A 20,391-nucleotide genomic window follows, 5' to 3' on the forward strand; every position below is an offset into this window, starting at 1 on the left:
TTACGGGCCGCAGGAAATAGTCATATGCAAATGTCAGATCACTACGCGCCTGCTAGGGCGCTGCCAGTAGGAAAGCCTTATAGGCGCATATGAAAAACCACCGGCTATGCCGGTGGATACTTTTTTTATCTTTTTTCACTTAGCTGATGAAAAAATGCTCGGTGACTCTCCACTCTAATGCCAGTTTCTGGTATGTTGCGCATCCCTGTTTGAGGATGTCAGTATGCACACTTGCCCATTATGTTTTAGTGAACAAATTGTTACATACTTTGAAGATAAGGCTCGCGCTTATCTCCAGTGCCAACAATGTGCGCTAGTGTTCGTCAATCCTGATCATCGCCTTGACGCGAAAGCTGAAAAAGCATTTTATGATCTGCATAACAATAACCCACAAGATATGGGTTACCGCCGCTTTTTATCACGCGTGTGTGAACCAATGTTAGAAAGGATTAAACCTGCATCAAATGGGTTAGATTTTGGTTGTGGTCCCGGTCCAACATTATCGATTATGTTGCAAGAAGCGGGGCACAATATGGCGTTATACGATATCTTCTTTCATCCAGATGAAAAGGTATTGCAAACGACCTATGATTTTATGACTGCCACTGAAGTGATCGAGCATTTACATGAGCCGCACCAAGTTTGGCAGCAATGGTTAAATTTAGTTAAGCCGGGTGGCTGGATTGGGTTAATGACCAAGCTAGTCAAAGACGTAGACGCGTTTGCTGGATGGCACTACAAAAATGATCTCACACATGTGATATTTTTTAGCCGTGAAACCTTCCAGTACTTGGCCAAGCGGGATGAGCTTGAACTTGAATTTATTGGTAATGATGTAATTTTACTGAGGAAACCCCAGTAATGAGCCGTAATAAGAAATCCAGAAAGCCTGGTTCAGCCATTGATGCTGACGTGATTGTAACGCGTAACCGCAGTGAAGCTGATGTTGAAGGACGCCTACGTAAAAGACTGAAAAAAAAGAAAGGTCTTAAAGCGGGCAGCCGACATTCAGATGGTTCTGAACAGAAACAGCGCGCAGCAGCGCAAGCACGCGACCCTCGTTTAGGTAGCAAAAAGAAAGTCCCGCTGATTGTTGAGCCAGTTAAAAAGCAGACCAAACAAGAGCGTCGATTGTCAGCGACACAAGAGCTGGAAATGCTAGAAAACGATGCGCAGTTGAATATCTTGCTTGATCGTATCGATAGTGGTGAGAATCTAGGCGCTGGTCTACAAAAATACGTAGACGAGAAGCTTGATCGCATTGAAGCGTTAATGAAGCAGCTTGGCATTTACGAAGAAGAGCAAGAAGAAGACGAAGCATTAGAGCCTGTTACAAAGGCAAAAGCTTCACGCTCTGATGATGACCTATTGTCAGATTTTGAAGACTTCGATCTCAACGACTTGAAAGGATAAAGATTGCGATGAATGTAACCTTGTTAGCCATTGCTGGTGGAATCATTATTCTCAGCTTAGCGTCTTACGCTGGTTACCTTCTGCTGCAATTGAAAAAGCAAAAGGATTTGCAGCTTCAACACCAAACATTGGCCATTGAAAAACGTAATGCGAATATTTTTGATAGCGTCAATACGCTATGCATGGCGGGTATTCAAGGCCAATGCGATCTCTCTGAGATCAGCATTCGCGTATACTGCATCATGGATTATGTCCAAGGTGAGCCACGCATCGATTTTGATAGCGTGTATCCTGCTATTTCAGAGCTTTACCATATCGTAAAAGATATGCAGCGTGGGGAAGAGCGCCAGCAGCTTCCTAAACAAGAGCGGATGAGGCAGAATTTGGCTCGCCAGAAAGCAGAAGGCCGCTTAACCGATGCGATTGTTGAAGAACTGAAAGCGTTGCAAATGCGTATTGCACCTCTGAATAATCAAATCACTATTCAAATGGTGTAAGTTTGGCTCTACCTTTTTGGGGTGAGTGATCACGCTAGCAGTTTCGAACATTTCTACACAAATTTCGTTTTGCTACCCGACGTACATCATGGTCGTGTGGCAAAATAACCAGTCAAAGTTTCAAACGGAAAGCAAAAGCATGTCTTCGCAAGTCGTACCCAGTCAGCAGATCGTATGGGATCAAGCTGTTTTAGATAAGTACAACTACTCAGGTCCTCGCTATACCTCATACCCAACGGCGCTTGAATTCCATGAGGCGTTCACGGTCGCAGATTATGATATGGCGTGTACTCAGTATCCTGATCGGTCGCTTTCGCTTTATGTTCATATCCCGTTTTGTCATAAGCTTTGTTACTACTGTGGATGTAACAAGGTTATCACTCGTCATTCACACAAAGCCGATGAATATTTAGATGTTCTCGAACATGAAATTCGTCAGCGAGCGTCACTGTTACAGTCGCGACGAGTGACTCAACTGCATTTTGGCGGCGGTACACCAACGTTCCTAACCGAGCTGCAAATTAGCCGACTGATGGCTATTTTGCACGGTGAATTTCGGTTTGAAAATGATGCCGAAATCAGTATCGAAGTTGACCCGCGTGAAATTGAACTGAGCATGCTTGATCACCTGCGTAGTGAAGGCTTTAATCGTCTGAGTATCGGGGTTCAGGATTTCAATAAAGAAGTTCAGAAACTGGTTAACCGCGAGCAAGATGAAGAGTTCATTATTGCTATGGTTGGACGTGCTAAACAACTGGGTTTTCGTTCAACCAACCTTGATTTGATTTACGGTTTACCAAAACAGACCAAAGAAACCTTTTCTCAGACCCTTGCTCAAATACTTGAGATGAAACCGGGTCGATTGTCGGTCTTTAATTATGCGCATATGCCACAACTGTTTGCAGCGCAGCGAAAAATCAAAGATGAAGATTTGCCTGCGTCACAAGAGAAATTGGCGATTTTACAAGATACTATTGCGACTCTGACTGGGGCTGGTTACCAATTTATTGGTATGGATCACTTTGCTCTGCCAGATGACGAATTGGCAATGGCGCAACGCAACGGTATTTTACATCGTAATTTCCAAGGTTATACCACCCAAGGTGACTGTGACTTAGTTGGTTTTGGTGTTTCGGCAATTTCGATGATTGGTGACGCGTACGCACAGAACCAAAAAGAACTGAAGAAATACTATGCGCAAGTGAATGAACTGCGTCACGCATTGTGGAAAGGGGTTACGCTTGATAGTGATGACTTACTGCGTCGTGAAGTTATTAAGCAGCTAATCTGTAATTTCAAGCTGGATAAAACAGCAATCGAAGCGCAATTTCACATCTCGTTTGATCGCTACTTCAAGCAAGATCTCGAATTACTGCAAACCTTCGTTGATGATCAGTTAGTTGAGGTCGATGAGAGCCAAATTTGTGTTACTTTGCGTGGTCGACTGCTGATCCGTAATATCTGTATGTGTTTTGACAAATACCTACGAAACCGAGCACGTCAGCAGCAATTCTCTCGCGTTATTTAGCCAACAATATAGCCATTGAGAAATCAGTGGCTTTTTATGGGGCGATGTACTTGTTGGCTGCGACATCCCACAGAGCTTTGACCAATGGGTTCTCTAATTGAGAGCGTTTACAACAAACGCCCAGCTGAAAAGGTTTTATTGGTGCTAATTTGAGGCGTTGAATCTTATCCCGCACAGGGCTGTTGTTGATCACCACATCTGGTGCAATACCCACACCACATCCTAATGCCACCATACTGACAATAGCCTCATGCCCAGAGATTTGCGCATAAATATTAGGTTTTATTTTCATCTTCTTAAACCACGTATTGGCTCGGTCTCTTGCTGTTCCTGCTTCTGGAACAATGAAAGGGATTAGCGACCAATCGGGCTTGTCACTTTGCAGTTGTTCGATAAAACTGCTAATGCCAACCGGAGCGATGACTGATAAAGGAATCTCACTGATGGTTTCAAACTCGATGCGAGCTGGCAATTGATTGGGGAGTGCAGAAATGGCGATATCGGCTTCATTATTCAAAATTTTATCAATCGCTTGAGCTGGGTCACCAGTCGAGAGCTTAAATTCAATATATGGATGACGGACCCGAAAATCAGACAGCAATTCGGGTAAGTGGCTATAGCTTGCGGTTACCGAGCAAAATAGGCGAATTTCACCTTGCAATTCATGGTCTTGATTCTTGATTTTTGCGTTGTATTGCTGCCACTCAGCAATAATTTTTAGCGCAACCGGGGCCAGCTTATTACCCGCAGGTGTCAGCTCAACACTGCGATTGTCACGCACAAACAGTATTTGTCCAGTTTCGTCTTCCAATTTTTGGATCTGACGACTAAGCGCTGATGGGCTCATGTGCATCGCTGCCGCAGTCTTGCTGAAATTTTTACTATCACGCAGATGAATAAACATCTGTAGGTTTTTAATGTTCATAAATAGGCCACATGATGTTGCATTAATTGCAATAACTAATTGTGAATATATCACTTTAAGCAACTTAATGTCTGCTTTAGTATGGGGTTATTCGGCTCACAGAGGCCGACCTGATGGAACCAATTCTTTAAAGGAGAGCCCAGTATGGCTAACTATTTCAATACCTTAAACCTACGCCAACAACTAGACCAACTTGGTCGCTGCCGTTTTATGGATCGCTCTGAGTTTGAAAGTGAAGCCGATTACCTGAAAGGCAAGAAAGTCGTTATTGTTGGCTGTGGTGCGCAAGGCCTTAACCAAGGTTTGAACATGCGTGATTCTGGTTTGGATGTGGCGTACGCCCTTCGTCAAGCGGCGATCGATGAACAGCGTCAATCTTACAAGAATGCAAAAGAAAATGGTTTTGAAGTAGGTAGCTACGAAACGCTTATCCCTCAAGCTGATCTCGTTATTAACCTAACGCCAGACAAGCAACACAGCAATGTGGTTGAAACAGTGATGCCGTTGATGAAAAAAGGCGCGGCACTTGGTTACTCTCACGGTTTTAACGTCGTTGAAGAAGGCATGCAGATCCGCCAAGACATCACGGTGGTAATGGTTGCCCCTAAATGTCCAGGTACTGAAGTTCGTGAAGAATATAAGCGTGGTTTTGGTGTACCAACATTGATTGCCGTTCACCCAGAAAACGACCCTCAAGGTGAGGGTTGGGATATCGCGAAAGCATGGGCAGCAGGTACTGGTGGCCATCGCGCTGGCTGTCTAGAGTCTTCTTTCGTTGCGGAAGTTAAATCAGACCTAATGGGTGAGCAAACAATTCTATGTGGCATGCTTCAAGCGGGTTCAATCGTATGTTACGAAAAGATGGTTGCCGAAGGTATTGACCCAGGTTATGCCGGTAAATTGCTACAATTTGGTTGGGAAACCATTACTGAAGCGCTTAAGTTTGGTGGCATCACTCACATGATGGATCGCCTTTCAAACCCTGCGAAAGTTAAAGCGTTTGAATTGTCTGAAGAGCTAAAAGAATTAATGCGCCCACTGTACAACAAACACATGGATGACATTATCTCTGGCCACTTCTCAAGCACAATGATGGCTGACTGGGCGAATGACGATGCAAACCTACTAGGTTGGCGTGCAGAAACAGGCGAAACCGCTTTTGAAAACTACCCAGATTCAGACGTTCAAATCTCTGAGCAGGAATATTTCGACAACGGTATCCTAATGGTTGCTATGGTTCGCGCTGGTGTTGAGCTTGCATTTGAAGCAATGACAGCATCAGGTATTGTTGATGAGTCAGCGTACTATGAATCACTACATGAACTACCATTGATTGCTAACACAGTTGCACGTAAGCGCCTATACGAAATGAACGTGGTTATCTCGGATACTGCAGAGTACGGCAACTACCTATTTGCGAATGTAGCAACGCCGCTTCTACGTGAGAAGTTCATGCCTAAAGTAGGCACGGATGTGATTGGTAAAGGCCTAAGTGAAACTTCTAACCAAGTTGACAACGCAACTTTAATTGAAGTGAATGACGTTATTCGTAACCACCCTGTAGAGTACATTGGTGAAGAGCTACGTGGATACATGACTGATATGCAGCGTATCGCGGTTGGCGGTTAATTGCTAAGTTTGTAGCTTAATAATCTACAGCTGACAGAACCCCATACAGATAGGGGTCGATAAATACAAAAGCAAATACAACACAAACAAAAGGCTTGGTCGCTGTTGACCAAGCCTTTTTTTATCTCTGCGATGTGTAATACCAATCGTAGTAAATAACTGTTCATCCTAGCTGGTTAAAATGCTCGATAACTGCGTTAGAATTTTTGATTGTAGAATAACTACTTATCGAAAAATTCTGCCTTGTTCTCAAGCCTTTTCCCTGCGCTATTTTTGATCACTTATTTACTGTGATTGGTATAAAGCGTGTTGACCTTTTGCTGCCGGACACGCTCAAAACGGTATTATTTAGCCGTCAGTTTCGCTTCAAGTTCAGTGAGCTTTTGTTCCATTTCAGTCAGCTTCTGACGAGTACGCATCAGTACTTGAGTCTGTACATCGAACTCTTCACGGCTAACCACATCTAGCTTATTTAGCTGACCTTGGATAACTTGGCGAACTTTTTGATCAACGTCTGCGCCGAGGTCTTTGACTGGCTGAGGCATTGAATCGTGAATTTGTTTGGCAATTTGCTCTAGTTTTTTTGGATCAAACATCGTGGCTTACACTCCTGTCAATTTGTACTCATTCTAAGCAATTGTGTTAAGAATGTCGTTATTTGCAATAAGAAAAAGGCCACCGAAGTGACCTTTTTAATGTGATTATAACGTTATCGTGTTACTTATTTTCAGCCAGTTGACGGTGTGCAGCTTTCGCCTCATCAACTCTTGCTAGCTTTTCGAGGTCTTTATCCTCAACAAACACTGGTAATGGTTTGTGTTTTTCTGCTAAATAGCTGTAAATAACAGGTAATACGAACAGGGTAAAGATCGTACCAATTGCAAGACCTGCCACGATAACGATACCGATACTAAAGCGCTGAGCTGCACCTGCACCAGTTGCGTACATCAATGGGACTAGACCCGCAATCATTGCAGCGGTTGTCATAAGAATTGGACGAAGACGAACTTTCGCCGCTTCCGTTACCGCTTCCATACGAGACTTTTTGTGATGTAACTGCTCTTCCTTCGCTACTTCACAAATCAGAATACCGTGCTTGGTAATCAGACCCACTAGCGTGATCAAGCCGACCTGAGAATAGATGTTCATCGTCGCAGCTCCCCATGCTAGAGCAATCAATGCCCCACAAATAGCAAGCGGTACTGATACCATGATCACCAATGGGTCTTTGAGTGATTCAAACTGAATCGCCAATACCAAGAAGATGATCGCCAGTGCCAAACCAAAGGTGGCATACAGTGCACTTCCTTCCGTCACAAATTGACGAGCTTCACCCATATAGTCATGGTTGTAGCCTGAAGGCAGTTTGGTTTGTGCTGTGTTTTCAAACCAATTAATTGCATCGCCCATAGCAGTACCTGGTGATGGTACTGCACCCACGGTTGCTGAGTTCAACTGGTTGAAGTGAGGCAGTGATAAAGGCTCTGCTACTACATCAATTGAGATTAAACTGCCCAATGGCACTGCTTCGCCGTTTGCTGAACGAACATAGTAGTTGTTCATTGACTCTGGGTTCAGACGCCATTTACGTTCAACCTGAGGGATTACCTCATAAGAACGACCGTTTAAGTCGATACGGTTAACGTAGCCATCAGACATCATGGTACTTAAAGTAATACCGATATCTTGCATCGTTACGCCATAAGCTCCCGCTTTATCTTTATCGATATTAATCTTCATCGTTGCCGAATCGTAGTTTAAATCGAGGTTTGAATAAACGAAGAGCGGGCTTGCTGTTGTTTCTGCAAGTACATCAGAGGCAACAGTAAATAAGCTTTCAAACGCATTTGGTGTGGTAATAACAAACTGAATCGGTAATCCAGAACCTGCACCTGGTAATTCTGGCATTTGGAAGGTAGTTACCGCCATACCTGGGATGTTAGTCACTAACCTGCCAATGCGATTGGTCACTTCTGCCTGGCTTGCTTCACGCTCACTCCATGGAACCATCGAAGCGATACCAAACGCTTGGTTGGAATTAGGAACACCAGTAAATACCTGCGCAAATGCCACTTCCGGTTGTTCTGTCAGAATCTTGTTGACGTCATTCATGGTGTTTTGCATGTAATCAAGGTTCGAGTTTGAAGAACCCGTACCGATCATCATCACCACGCCTTTATCTTCTGAAGGTGCCAGTTCGCTTGGAATGAATTTGAACAATAAAGGCAAACTCATAAACACGATAACAGCAAACGCTAAGACAACCGGTCTGTGAGCAAGAACCGCACGCAACATTTTCTCGTAGCGATTGGTCATGCGTTCCAATGCAGCATGAACGGTGCTTTCAAACTTGCTTGGCTTTTCGTTTGCCTTAAGCATTTTTGAACACATCATTGGTGATAATGTTAATGCAATAATGCCTGATACAAATACCGAACCTGCAAGGGTTAAGGCAAATTCTTTAAACAGTGAACCAGTAATACCACCCATTAATGCAATCGGTGCATATACCGCACCTAGGGTTAGTGTCATAGCAATAACAGGAACCGCAATTTCGCGTGTACCGATGATGGCAGCACGAAACGGTGATTCACCTTCTTTAATGTGTCGATCGACGTTCTCAAGAACAACGATGGCATCATCAACAACCAAGCCGATAGCCAGAACCATGGCAAGCAGAGTCATCAGGTTCCACGAAAATCCCATTGTTTGCATAACCATCGCTACACCAATAAGTGATAGTGGGATAGTAACAATAGGGATGATAACGGCACGAAGTGACCCTAAGAACAGTGTGATCACCACCAAAACGATCAAAGCGGCTTCCGCAATCGTCTTAATAACTTCATTGATAGACTCATTAATTGCAATGGTTGAGTCATACATGATGTTCATGGTGATGTTGCTAGGAAGGTTGCGTTGTAGGTGCGGTAGCATATCCCGCACGCTGGCGGCGATATTAATTGGGTTGGCGCTAGGTGCCGCATTAATCGCTGCTACTACTGCTTCATTACCATTTGCTGTTGCGCGATAAACATCGTGACTTTTTTCCAATGTGACTTTGGCAATATCACCTAAACGTGTGATTTGGCCATCATTGGATTTAACCACTAGGTTTTCAAGCTCAGTTACATTGGATACTTGAGTATTGGCGCTACCATTGTAGAGAACGAATTCTCCGGTTGCTTGCCCCGTTGCGGATTGATAGTTGTTGGCATTGAGTACACTCATTACATCTGTTGCAGTGAGTTTCAATGCGCCCATTTTTTCCGGATCAAGCCATACACGTAACGCATATTTCAGACCGCCATAAAGGTCGATGCTGGCAATACCATTTACCGCATATAGTTGAGGGTTAACAACGCGTTCTAAGTAGTCCGTAATTTGGCTCGATTTTAAATCATCACTGGTAAAGCCGATGTACATTACGGCAGTTGTTGAGCCGGTCGACATGGTTACCGTTGGGTCTTCAGCTTCTTTTGGTAACTGAGAACGAACCGAGTTCGATTTGGCTAATACGTCAGACAAGGCCGCATTTGGGTCAGTATTGAGCTTCATGTTGACCGTAATGGTTGATTTACCTAACACGGAAGATGAAGTCATATAGTCAATATTATCGGCTTGTGCGACAGCTTGTTCCAATGGCTGAGTAATAAAGCCTTGAACCAAGTCAGCACTTGCGCCGTAGTAACTGGTGGTGACCGTTACTACCGTATTCGTCATTTCAGGGTATTCACTGACCTGCATTTTGAACATTGCTTGCAAACCGAGCAAGGCAATCAAAAAGCTGATAGATACCGCCAAAACTGGACGTTTTATAAAAACATCAGTAAAGCGCATGATTCCTCCGGTTAAAGCATTGGTGTTTCAGCTGGTGGAGTGGTTGCGTCACTTTCTACGACGCGTACTTTAACTCCATTACTTAAACGAACTTGACCTGATGTGACAACTTTATCACCCGCTTTTACACCTTCGAGAATGTGCGCGATGTCTGCTGTCCGTTCACCAACTTTCACAATGCTTTGCTTAACGCGTGTTTCACCATTTTCTTCGCCTAGAATATAAACGTTGTCACCGTATAGCGTGAAGGTGATAGCAGTTTGTGGCAGTGTTATTTGGTTCTCCAATTTAGGCAAAATAATGTTCGCACGGGCAAACATGCCACTGCGAAGCTTGCCATCACTATTTGGAATATCAGCTTGAACCTGAATTAAACCACTTTGCACACTGACAGCTGGTTCGATAGCGGTGATTGAGCCTTTAAATGGTGAGTCTGGGTAAGAATCAACAAAGATATCCACTTCTTGATCCATCGAAATGCGAGAAATATCGGTTTGTGGAACCGTAAAACGTAGGCGCATTACGCTGGTGTCTTCAAGACGAACAATGTCAGTACCAGGTTGTAAATATTGACCTAAATACACATTACGGATACCAACCACACCAGCAAATGGCGCTTTGATTTCGCGGCGGTCAATAGAAGCTTTTAGGCTTTCAATATCAGCAGATAAAGAGAAGTAATTCGCTTCAGCTTCATCGTACGCTTCTTTTGAAATAGAGCCCTTGGTGTATAGACCTTTATAACGTTTGTATTTTGCTTCTGCTGCTGGAAGACGAGCTTGCGAACTTTTTAGGTTAGCTTTCTCAACGGCGGAATCTAAAAGTACGAGAGGTTGGTCTTCTTTTACTTGTGTACCTGACTCAAATAAAATTTTATCGATCACGCCGCTTGTTTCGGTAGTGAGTGTCACGCCTTGATTTGGTTCAATAAAACCAATGGCTGCAATGACCGGGATCCAATCAACTGATTCCACTTCCGTTATGGTAACTGGAAATTCAGGTTCAGGACGATTAGCCATGTATTCGGCAATTTTTTGTTGTTTAAATAAATTGAAACCTATCACGCTACCAAATAGTAGGATGGCGATAAGTAACATAAAGAATGTCCACTTTTTCATTCTAATCAGAACTCCAAGTTAGTGTTGAGTAATTGCATCCCAACTGGCGTCTATCACGGCATGCAGTGATTGCTCATCCAGTTGATAACATTCCATTGCTTGTTTACGGGCAAGGGCTACCGTTGTTTCAAAACTTAAAGCAGATAAAACCTGGTTATCCAACGGTTTGAATAACCCTTGCTCTTTGCCTTGATCGAATAACAAGTCAAATTGGGCAAACATTTTCCGCTCAAGTTCCCTAATATTACAACTAGTTGTTATTGGTAATGATTCATATTGAACTCGATTACTGAGTATTGCACGTCTTGATTGTGCTAATTCCCAAATGTTTAACCACATTGCAGTAAAGCGTTCTTTCAAAGGCATTTCATCATCGACATTGGCTTGTACTGCGTCTGCGATTTGTTGGCAAACATGAAGACGAACCGCGATGAGAAGATGATCTTTATCGTCGAAATAACGATAGATGGTTCCTGCCGCAACACCTGCTTTTTTGGCTAATTTGTGCATCGATAAACCCTGAAATCCGGATTCTGCGATTAGTGCTTCTGCCGCAGTTAAGATTTGTTGGTATTTATCGATGTGAATACAATTAGACATGCTGATATTTCACGGTGAATGAACGTTTGTTCATTATAGACCAAACTACAACCCATTATGCAATACACTAGTGCAGTAAAAAGAAAAAAATCTTATCCTTGATGACGTAGTAATCCAAAAGACACGGCATTATCATAGGCAGCCAAATTAAAAGTGATATGAGTACCGAATGAAGCTCAACCCAAGACAAGACGAAGCTGTTAAATACGTATCTGGGCCATGCTTAGTATTGGCGGGGGCTGGTTCAGGTAAAACTCGTGTAATTACCAATAAAATTGCCTATTTGGTGCAACAATGTGGCTATAAAGCGCGCAATATCGCTGCGGTGACCTTCACCAATAAAGCCGCACGAGAAATGAAAGAACGTGTCGGTCAGACTCTCGGTAAATCTGAATCTAAAGGCCTAATGGTGTCAACATTCCATACATTAGGTCTCAACATCATTCGTCGTGAATATAAGTTCTTGGGGCTAAAAGCGGGGTTCTCACTGTTTGATGACCAAGATCAGCTCGCTTTGTTGAAAGAATTGACCGAGAAGCAGTTAGACGGCGATAAAGACCTACTTCGACAATTACTTAGTACTATCTCGAATTGGAAAAATGACATGTTCACTCCAGAGCAAGCTAAAGGCTTCGCTCAAGGAGAGCAGCAACAGCTTTTTGCCCACTGTTTCGAGCTCTATCAAAAACAGATGCGAGCCTATAACGCATTGGATTTTGATGACTTGATTTTGATGCCAGTTGTACTGCTGCAAAACAATGCAGAGGTCCGTCAACGTTGGCAAAATAAACTTCGTTACCTATTGGTTGATGAATATCAAGATACCAATACCAGCCAATATGAAATGGTTAAATTGTTAGTCGGAGAGCCTGGTCGTCTTACGGTGGTAGGGGATGATGATCAATCGATCTATTCATGGCGTGGAGCTAAGCCCCAAAATTTGGTGTTGCTCGGACAGGATTACCCTAATCTCAAACTGATTAAGTTAGAGCAAAATTATCGATCAACCTGCCGCATATTAAAGGCGGCCAATATATTGATTGCGAATAATCCGCACGTTTATGAGAAAACACTTTTCTCTGAAATTCCCGAAGGTGAAAAGCTCAAAGTTCTGATAGCGAAAAATGAAGAGCATGAAGCTGAACGAATTACTGGGGAACTGATTGCCCATAAATTCCTTAACCGTACTGAATATCGTGACTACGCGGTTTTGTATCGTGGCAATCATCAATCTCGTTTGATTGAAAAGTATCTGATGCAAAACCGAGTACCTTATAAATTATCCGGTGGAACCTCTTTTTTCGCGAGAGCCGAAATTAAAGATATCATGGCGTATTTACGAGTGCTCGTTAACCCCGATGATGACAACGCCTTTTTGCGAATTGTGAATACGCCGAAGCGAGAAATTGGTCCGGTTACGTTAGAAAAACTGGGTAGTTATGCAAATATGCGTGGCAAAAGCTTATATGAAGCCAGTTTCGAGATTGGGTTAGAGCATCATCTTTCTGGTCGAGGCTTAGAAAACTTACGCCGCTTTACGCAATGGGTCGTGACTATTTCAGACCAAGCTGAGCGTGGTAATACTGTCGAAGCGGTGCGCTCATTAGTACGTGACATCCATTATGAAGATTGGCTATACGAAACTTCTTCTAGCCCCAAAGCGGCAGAGATGCGCATGAAAAATGTTTCTGACCTTTACTCTTGGATTGTGGCTGATCTAGAAGGTGATAATTATGATCAGCAAGAAAAGTCACTAAAAGAGGTGGTTCAGCGTCTAACGTTGAGAGATATGATGGAACGTAGCGAAGGGGAAGATGATAGTGATGCGGTGCAGTTGATGACTTTGCACGCTTCCAAAGGGCTCGAATTTCCTTATGTTTATTTAATGGGAACGGAGGAAGGCATACTGCCTCACCAAACTAGTATTGATGAGGATAACGTCGAAGAAGAGCGACGATTAATGTATGTCGGCATCACGCGTGCGCAGAAAGAGTTAACTTTTACTATGTGTAAAGAGCGCCGCCAATACGGTGAGTTGATTAAGCCAACACAGAGTCGTTTTTTAGATGAATTGCCGTTCGATGATGTTGAATGGGAACAATCTAAAAAACCGGTTAGCCAAGAAGAGCGAATGGCTAAAGGACAAAGTCATATAGCTAACTTACGGGCGATGTTTAAGAAGTAGCTCGATACAGATTATACGATACAAATAAAGAAGGCTTGGTCAGATACCAAGCCTTCTTTATCTAAAGATAATACACTACAAGTCTTTTATCATGTGCTCGATGGCTGCGACGATCTCATCATCAGAACAATCCATACAGGTTCCTTTCGCTGGCATGGCATTAAAACCGTTGATTGCGTGGTTTTTCAGAACGTCCATACCTTGAGCGATACGAGGGGCCCATTCATCGGCATTACCAGCTTTTGGTGCGCCAGTAACACCAGAAGCGTGGCAAGCAATACAAAAAGTGCCGTAAACTTTTGCACCATCGCGAGGGCCAGTTGGCTCTTCAACGATAGGGTCACTGCCAGCTAGATAGACATCACCTACAGGTTTAATGCGTTCAGCAATAGCATCGTAGTCAGCTTGGCTTGTTGCCATCGTGGTCGTAGAAAAAGTTAAAGCAGCGAACAAAACGCTTATGATTCGTCGAGACATATCCATTAAACTCACTTTACATTCCAGAGGTAAATTCACGTTTACCTGTTTTTATACTTAGAGTGTGGTTGATTTAAAAAGTGATAAAACCTGTTAAATCAATGTAAATATTGAGTGATTATATCCTGAGAAGTTGTTGCAATAAACAACAAGTTGCGATCTTCAAGGGGTGAGTCACATCTGTAATGTACAGATAATGGTTATTATCTGCTGAAAAAGCAGCCAAACGATAAAAAAAGTTGAAAAAATACTAGACGCCCCAGTGTGAACTACGTATTATTCCACTCCGCCGATAGGGCATGCGCCCGTAGCTCAGCTGGATAGAGCGTTGGCCTCCGGAGCCAAAGGTCGAAGGTTCGAATCCTTTCGGGCGCGCCATCCGGACGCTTACTAAGTAAGTGGCAAATTGGTAAAAATAGTGGTGGCTATAGCTCAGTTGGTAGAGCCCTGGATTGTGATTCCGGTGGTCGCGAGTTCGAATCTCGTTAGCCACCCCATTATTTAGGTAACTCCATTTACTTAGTGAATGAAAGTTTCCAGTTTTGATTCAAGCAACATCCCAAGAATCGAAATAAAATTCGTCGGTGAATAGCGCAGCTTGGTAGCGCATCTGGTTTGGGACCAGAGGGTCGGGGGTTCGAATCCCTCTTCACCGACCATTATTTCAATAATCGCAATAGCGGTTATATAAAAAATTAGTGGTGGCTATAGCTCAGTTGGTAGAGCCCTGGATTGTGATTCCGGTGGTCGCGAGTTCGAATCTCGTTAGCCACCCCATTGATTTTCGGTGAATAGCGCAGCTTGGTAGCGCATCTGGTTTGGGACCAGAGGGTCGGGGGTTCGAATCCCTCTTCACCGACCACTATAAGAAGCCTCAGTCGAAAGACTGGGGCTTTTTTACATCTATGCCTTTTGCATCAGTGTATTGTATTAGTAACGATAGAATGGGGTCGGGGGTTCGCCTGATGTTCCAGATCTGGCTCTTCATCGACCACTATAAAGAAGCCTCAGTCGAAAGACTGGGGCTTTTTTACATCTATGCTTTTTGCATCTGTGTTTGATTTCTCACCTCAATTTTAACTTACTAATACCACTATTGATTTCTTACTCATTATGGCAGTGGATTATTATTTTCTTATCCATAAATCTCAAATTTTAACTTAGACTAATCAACTACAATTTATGCTGTATGGTGGTTTTTAGTTTGGCATTCGGTTTGAAAATCTAGTTTTTGTTTCTGTTATGTTGCGTTTTTTGCCGTAAAATAGTTTGAGTTTTTATTCTGGTGTTTTTTTTAGAATATATCGATGGTGGGCAATTTTGTAGCGATTAAGGCTATATTTAAAGGTGATTAATGACGTGCCAGAACATTGGTAAGACCAATGCTTCATGCATATTTCATGCATAAAAATACGATTTTACTGCTTTGTTTTCAGGTGATATCGATTTTTTATCCTATAGATGTTGCTTTTCTGTGAAATGTTTGCCAAATTGGTTAGCTTATAAATTACCAGAATATTGTACTGGTAGGAATGGATTCAATTTGACTGACTTTGAACCTAGTTCGATTGGAGTTAGTTACAGACAGGGCAGAATATTGCCAAAGCCGTAGAGGTCTGGGATGTCACTTTTAGAAGTTAAAAACCTGCGTATAGAATACCCGTCACGTCATGGTGTGCATGCTGCAGTAAAATCACTGTCGTTCAATATTGAACGAGGTGAAATTGTTGGTGTGGTCGGTGAATCTGGCGCTGGGAAATCAACCGTAGGTAACGCGGTTATCGATTTATTGAGCCCTCCTGGCCTGATCGCCAGTGGTGAGGTATTCCTCGATGGCGAAAAAATATCGGGCTTATCTCCTGAGCAGATGCGCAGTGTACGCGGTTCTAAAATCGGTTTCATCTTCCAAGATCCGATGACATCATTAAACCCTCTTTTCACAGTTGAACACCAACTCACTGAAACGATTCACGCTAACATGAAGGTTAGCGAAGAGGATGCTTACCAACGAGCGCTTTCATTAATGAATCAGGTTGGTATTCCTCAACCTGAAAACCGTTTGAAGCAGTATCCGCACCAATTTTCTGGTGGTATGCGTCAGCGTGTGGTTATTGCTATTGCGCTTGCTGGCGAACCTGATCTCATCATTGCCGATGAGCCAACCACAGCGCTGGATGTTTCGATTCAAGACCAAATTCTAAGCCTGATCCGCGATCTTTGCATAAAGAATAACGTGGGTTGTATGTTGGTTACCCACGACATGGGCGTTGTGTCTAATGTTACAGACCGAGTTGCGGTAATGTATCGTGGTGACTTAGTTGAATTTGGCCCAACCGCTAAAGTCTTGGGCGCACCTGATCACTCATACACTCGAAGCTTGATTTCTGCGGTTCCACGTTCAGATAAGAAACTCGACCGTTTCCCACTAGTAAGTTATATCGAAGAAGCTAGTGAGCTAAAGCCGTTAGATGTGAAAAACCACTGGCTAGGCCAAAGTCAGGACAATCGTCAATACACAGGTCCACTGCTGACTGTCGAAAACGTCAATCTTCGTTTTACGACCAAAGATTCGCTATTTGAAAGTCGTCGTGAATACGTGCAAGCCTCGAATAATGTCAGTTTTGATGTATTTGAAGGTGAAACATTTGGTTTGGTCGGGGAGTCTGGCTCTGGTAAATCGACGATCGCGCGAGTCATTGCCGGACTGTACGCGCCGAATTCTGGCAAAGTGTGTTTTGAAGGTATTGATTTGACGGGTCTTAAATCGGAAAAAGAACGTCGCCCAATGCGCCGACAAATGCAGATGGTTTTCCAAAACCCATATACGTCGATGAACCCGCGCATGAAAATCTTCGATATCATCGCAGAACCAATCCGTTTTCATAAATTAACCAACAGTGAATCAGAAACACAGCAAATTGTTAATGATCTTCTAGAGCACGTTGGTCTTGGTAAAATGGCAGGGGTGAAATACCCACATGAGTTTTCTGGTGGCCAGCGTCAGCGTATTTCAATTGCTCGTGCCTTGGCTACTCGTCCTCGTCTATTGATTTGTGATGAACCAACCTCAGCATTGGATGTTTCGGTACAAGCACAAATTCTCAACCTACTGAAAGATCTTCAAGATGAGTTGAATTTAACCATGTTGTTTATCAGCCATGATTTACCGGTTATTCGCCAGATGTGCGACCGCGTAGGGGTGATGCAAATGGGAACCTTGCTGGAAGTTGCTCCTACCGAGCAATTGTTTACTTCACCACAGCATGAATATAGCCAGCATTTGATTTCTTTAATGCCTGAATTTACAGGTTTAAGAGAAGATGTAGTAACGGCATAAGCCGCAATAATGACTAACTGATATATAACCACCAAGCTTGCTTGGGATTAATAAACAGAAGCAAATATAACAACTAGGGATTTGGATTCCCGCATAAGGAGCTATGCAATGAAAACCATGAAAAGCAAATTAGCAGTGGCTTTAATGGCTGCAGGTTTGAGCTTTGCAGCAAGCGCGGCAGATATTACTGTCGCTTACGATGCTGACCCAGTGTCACTTGATCCGCATGAGCAGCTATCTGGCGGCACACTGCAAATGTCTCACATGGTGTTTGATCCTCTAGTTCGTTACACCCAGACATTTGATTTTGAACCTCGCCTTGCTGAAAAATGGGAGCGTGTTGATGAAACAACCTTCCGCTTTAACCTACGTAAAGGTGTTAAGTTCCACTCTGGTAACGAACTAACGGCAGACGACGTGGTATGGACGTTTGAGCGACTACAAAATTCTCCTGACTTCAAAGCTATCTTTGAACCTTATGAGAAAATGGTAAAAGTAGACGATTACACCGTCGAAATCGTATCGAAAGGTGCTTACCCACTGGTTCTGCAAACGGCGACTTACATTTTCCCAATGGATAGCAAGTTCTATTCAGGCAAAACAGACGATGGTAAAGATAAGTCTGAAGTAGTGAAGCATGGTAATTCTTTCGCTTCAACTCATGTTTCAGGTACAGGTCCATTTGTCGTAACGTCACGTGAGCAAGGCGTAAAAGTTGAATTTGCACGCTTCAATGATTACTGGGATAAAGCATCTAAAGGTAACGTTGATAAGCTAACATTGGTGCCAATTAAAGAAGATGCAACACGTGTTGCAGCGCTGCTTTCTGGCGATGTAGATATGATTGCACCAGTTGCACCGAATGACCACAAACGTGTTGAGCAAGCAAAAGGCATTGATCTAGTGACCTTGCCAGGTACACGTATCATTACTTTCCAAATGAACCAAAATAGTAACGAAGCACTGAAAGATGTACGAGTACGTCAAGCGATCGTTCATGCGATTAACAATGAAGGTATTGTTGATAAGATCATGAAAGGTTTTGCAACAGCGGCTGGTCAACAAGGCCCTTCAGGTTATGCAGGTTATGATGCCAACCTTGTTCCACGTTACGATCTGAAAAAAGCGAAAGCGTTGATGAAAGAAGCGGGTTACGAAAAAGGCTTCACATTAACCATGATCGCTCCTAACAACCGTTACGTGAACGATGCGAAAGTAGCACAAGCGGCAGCTGCCATGCTGTCTAAGATCGGCATTAAAGTTGATCTAAAAACCATGCCAAAAGCGCAATACTGGCCAGAGTTTGATAAATGTGCAGCAGATATGTTGATGATCGGTTGGCACTCAGATACTGAAGATTCAGCGAACTTCTCTGAATTCCTAACCATGACTCGTAACGAAGAAACAGGTAAAGGTCAGTACAACTGTGGTCACTACTCAAATCCTGAAGTTGACAAGTTAGTTGAAGCATCAAACGTAGAAACGGATCCTGCAAAACGTGCCGCGATGCTACAAAAAGTAGAAACAACGCTATACAACGACGCAGCATTTGTTCCTCTACATTGGCAGAATCTAGCGTGGGGTGCAAAATCTACATTGGATATCAAACCAATTGTTAACGCGATGGAATTCCCTTACTTCGGTGATCTCATCGTAAGCGAATAATTACTTAAGCAATGCCGTTACTTCGGTAGCGGCACTTAAGCCATTCAAGGCATCCGCAGTTGGATGCCTTATTAAGATTTAGGTTCTTAGCTTTGTTTCAGTCGGGTTAGGTGCCATTTTTAAGACTGAATTTCTCCGTTCCTATTAAAGTTATTAAATTTTAAAAAGAACCATCATGGATAGTTAAGGGGCAAGGAATGTTTTCGTTTCTGGTCAAGCGCCTGTTTCAGGCACTGATAGTGATGTTTGTGATCAGTTTAGTGGCGTTTGCCATTCAGGATAACCTGGGCGATCCGTTGCGTGAGCTTGTTGGGCAATCTGTTTCAGAAGCCGAGCGTCAAGCACTGCGTGATGAACTGGGCCTCAATGATCCTTTCGTTACCAAATACACTCGTTTTATTACCGCTGCCGTTCAAGGTGACTTAGGCACATCTTATTTTTTCAAACGTCCAGCCGTTGACGTGATTTTAGACAAATTAGTTGCCACGCTAGAGCTCGTGCTAGGTGCAACCATCATCATCATTGTTTGCTCGATTCCTTTGGGTGTGTATACCGCCATTCATCCTAAGAGCTTATTTACTAAGGTCGTGATGGCCGGCAGTAGTATCGGTATTTCCATTCCCGTGTTTTTGACCGCGATTATGTTGATGTATGTATTTTCTATCGCCTTGGGCTGGCTGCCTTCTTACGGGCGTGGCGAAACCGCTAACTGGTTAGGTTGGGAGTCAGGCTTTTTCACTCTTGATGGGTTAGCGCACCTTGTTTTGCCGTGTGTATCACTAGCATCGATCATGCTACCGCTGTTTATCCGTTTGGTGCGTTCTGAAATGCTAGAGGTATTGAGTTCTGAATACATTAAATTTGCCAAAGCAAAAGGCTTGGCATTGAATAAAATTCATTATCAACATGCGTTGAAGAACACCATGCTACCAGTATTAACAGTCGGTGGTGTCCAAATCGGTACTATGGTGGCGTACACCATTTTAACCGAAACTGTTTTCCAGTGGCCGGGTACAGGCTTTCTTTTCCTTGAAGCCATCAACCGTGTCGATACTCCGTTGATCACCGCCTACGTTATTTTTGTGGGTTTGATTTTCGTGGTGACCAATACCATTGTTGACCTGTTATATGGGCTTATTAACCCAACCGTTAACCTAACTGGAAAAGGAGCTTAACC

Annotated in this window: 15 protein-coding genes and 5 tRNA genes; 14 read left to right on the forward strand and 6 right to left on the reverse strand. The window is 43.3% G+C overall.

What is annotated here, in order from left to right:
* Positions 1–223 precede the first annotated feature (223 nt).
* The 4 genes from AACW06_RS13830 (at position 224) to hemN (ending at position 3,438) form a co-directional block, all read left to right on the forward strand.
* The gene (locus tag AACW06_RS13830; RefSeq protein ID WP_192075510.1) at positions 224–862 is read left to right on the forward strand and encodes a class I SAM-dependent methyltransferase; all 639 of its coding nucleotides are present in this window, start codon (positions 224–226) and stop codon (positions 860–862) included.
* Positions 862–1,413: a Der GTPase-activating protein YihI gene (gene yihI / locus AACW06_RS13835; protein WP_192075511.1), complete on the forward strand. Its 552-nt coding sequence runs from the start codon at positions 862–864 to the stop codon at positions 1,411–1,413. The genes AACW06_RS13830 and yihI overlap by 1 nt, the downstream gene beginning before the upstream one ends.
* Positions 1,414–1,421: 8 nt before the next feature.
* Complete coding sequence (locus AACW06_RS13840; RefSeq protein WP_192075512.1) at positions 1,422–1,910, forward strand: DUF2489 domain-containing protein; 489 nt, start codon at positions 1,422–1,424, stop codon at positions 1,908–1,910.
* A gap of 139 nt (positions 1,911–2,049) precedes the next feature.
* A complete protein-coding gene (gene hemN / locus AACW06_RS13845; RefSeq protein WP_192075513.1) occupies positions 2,050–3,438 on the forward strand; it encodes an oxygen-independent coproporphyrinogen III oxidase in 1,389 nt (462 codons plus the stop codon).
* 34 nt (positions 3,439–3,472) lie between these two features.
* Here the strand turns inward: hemN and ilvY are convergent, their stop codons facing one another.
* Entirely contained in the window at positions 3,473–4,363 is an 891-nt protein-coding gene (ilvY, locus tag AACW06_RS13850; protein ID WP_192075514.1) for an HTH-type transcriptional activator IlvY, read from the reverse strand.
* A 144-nt stretch (positions 4,364–4,507) separates the two neighbouring features.
* Between ilvY and ilvC the strand changes: the two genes are divergently transcribed.
* On the forward strand, positions 4,508–5,992 hold the full coding sequence (gene ilvC / locus AACW06_RS13855) for a ketol-acid reductoisomerase (protein WP_192075515.1): 1,485 nt from the start codon (positions 4,508–4,510) through the stop codon (positions 5,990–5,992).
* Between the two features lie 344 nt (positions 5,993–6,336).
* Here the strand turns inward: ilvC and ubiK are convergent, their stop codons facing one another.
* From ubiK to AACW06_RS13875, 4 genes are all read right to left on the reverse strand, one after another.
* A complete protein-coding gene (ubiK, locus tag AACW06_RS13860; protein ID WP_192075516.1) occupies positions 6,337–6,588 on the reverse strand; it encodes a ubiquinone biosynthesis accessory factor UbiK in 252 nt (83 codons plus the stop codon).
* A 121-nt stretch (positions 6,589–6,709) separates the two neighbouring features.
* Complete coding sequence (locus tag AACW06_RS13865) at positions 6,710–9,832, reverse strand: multidrug efflux RND transporter permease subunit (RefSeq protein ID WP_192075517.1); 3,123 nt, start codon at positions 9,830–9,832, stop codon at positions 6,710–6,712.
* A gap of 11 nt (positions 9,833–9,843) precedes the next feature.
* On the reverse strand, positions 9,844–10,950 hold the full coding sequence (locus AACW06_RS13870) for an efflux RND transporter periplasmic adaptor subunit (RefSeq protein WP_192075518.1): 1,107 nt from the start codon (positions 10,948–10,950) through the stop codon (positions 9,844–9,846).
* Positions 10,951–10,968: 18 nt separating this feature from the next.
* Positions 10,969–11,550, reverse strand: a complete 582-nt coding sequence (locus tag AACW06_RS13875; protein WP_192075519.1) for a TetR/AcrR family transcriptional regulator — start codon at positions 11,548–11,550, stop codon at positions 10,969–10,971.
* A gap of 169 nt (positions 11,551–11,719) precedes the next feature.
* Here AACW06_RS13875 and rep point away from each other — a divergent pair, with 169 nt between their 5' ends.
* On the forward strand, positions 11,720–13,735 hold the full coding sequence (rep, locus tag AACW06_RS13880) for a DNA helicase Rep (protein WP_192075520.1): 2,016 nt from the start codon (positions 11,720–11,722) through the stop codon (positions 13,733–13,735).
* Positions 13,736–13,810: 75 nt separating this feature from the next.
* On the opposite strand, the gene AACW06_RS13885 is transcribed toward rep, so the two are convergent.
* On the reverse strand, positions 13,811–14,218 hold the full coding sequence (locus tag AACW06_RS13885) for a c-type cytochrome (RefSeq protein WP_192075540.1): 408 nt from the start codon (positions 14,216–14,218) through the stop codon (positions 13,811–13,813).
* A gap of 295 nt (positions 14,219–14,513) precedes the next feature.
* Between AACW06_RS13885 and AACW06_RS13890 the strand changes: the two genes are divergently transcribed.
* The 8 genes from AACW06_RS13890 to AACW06_RS13925 all read left to right on the forward strand — a co-directional run bounded on the left by AACW06_RS13890 (position 14,514) and on the right by AACW06_RS13925 (position 20,389).
* A tRNA-Arg gene (locus AACW06_RS13890) sits at positions 14,514–14,590 on the forward strand.
* Positions 14,591–14,633: 43 nt separating this feature from the next.
* Positions 14,634–14,709 (forward strand) — tRNA-His (locus AACW06_RS13895).
* An 85-nt stretch (positions 14,710–14,794) separates the two neighbouring features.
* Positions 14,795–14,871: transfer RNA gene (locus AACW06_RS13900), tRNA-Pro, on the forward strand.
* A gap of 42 nt (positions 14,872–14,913) precedes the next feature.
* Positions 14,914–14,989: transfer RNA gene (locus AACW06_RS13905), tRNA-His, on the forward strand.
* Between the two features lie 8 nt (positions 14,990–14,997).
* Positions 14,998–15,074 (forward strand) — tRNA-Pro (locus AACW06_RS13910).
* 759 nt (positions 15,075–15,833) lie between these two features.
* Entirely contained in the window at positions 15,834–17,549 is a 1,716-nt protein-coding gene (locus tag AACW06_RS13915; protein ID WP_192075521.1) for a dipeptide ABC transporter ATP-binding protein, read from the forward strand.
* A gap of 108 nt (positions 17,550–17,657) precedes the next feature.
* Positions 17,658–19,214, forward strand: coding sequence for an ABC transporter substrate-binding protein (locus tag AACW06_RS13920; protein ID WP_192075522.1), 1,557 nt, complete (start codon positions 17,658–17,660; stop codon positions 19,212–19,214).
* Positions 19,215–19,411: 197 nt separating this feature from the next.
* Positions 19,412–20,389, forward strand: a complete 978-nt coding sequence (locus AACW06_RS13925; RefSeq protein WP_192075523.1) for an ABC transporter permease — start codon at positions 19,412–19,414, stop codon at positions 20,387–20,389.
* The last annotated feature ends 2 nt before the right edge of the window (positions 20,390–20,391 follow it).

Origin of the sequence: Vibrio sp. S12_S33 (assembly GCF_963889785.1) — a bacterium.
Classification (GTDB): domain Bacteria; phylum Pseudomonadota; class Gammaproteobacteria; order Enterobacterales; family Vibrionaceae; genus Vibrio; species Vibrio aestuarianus.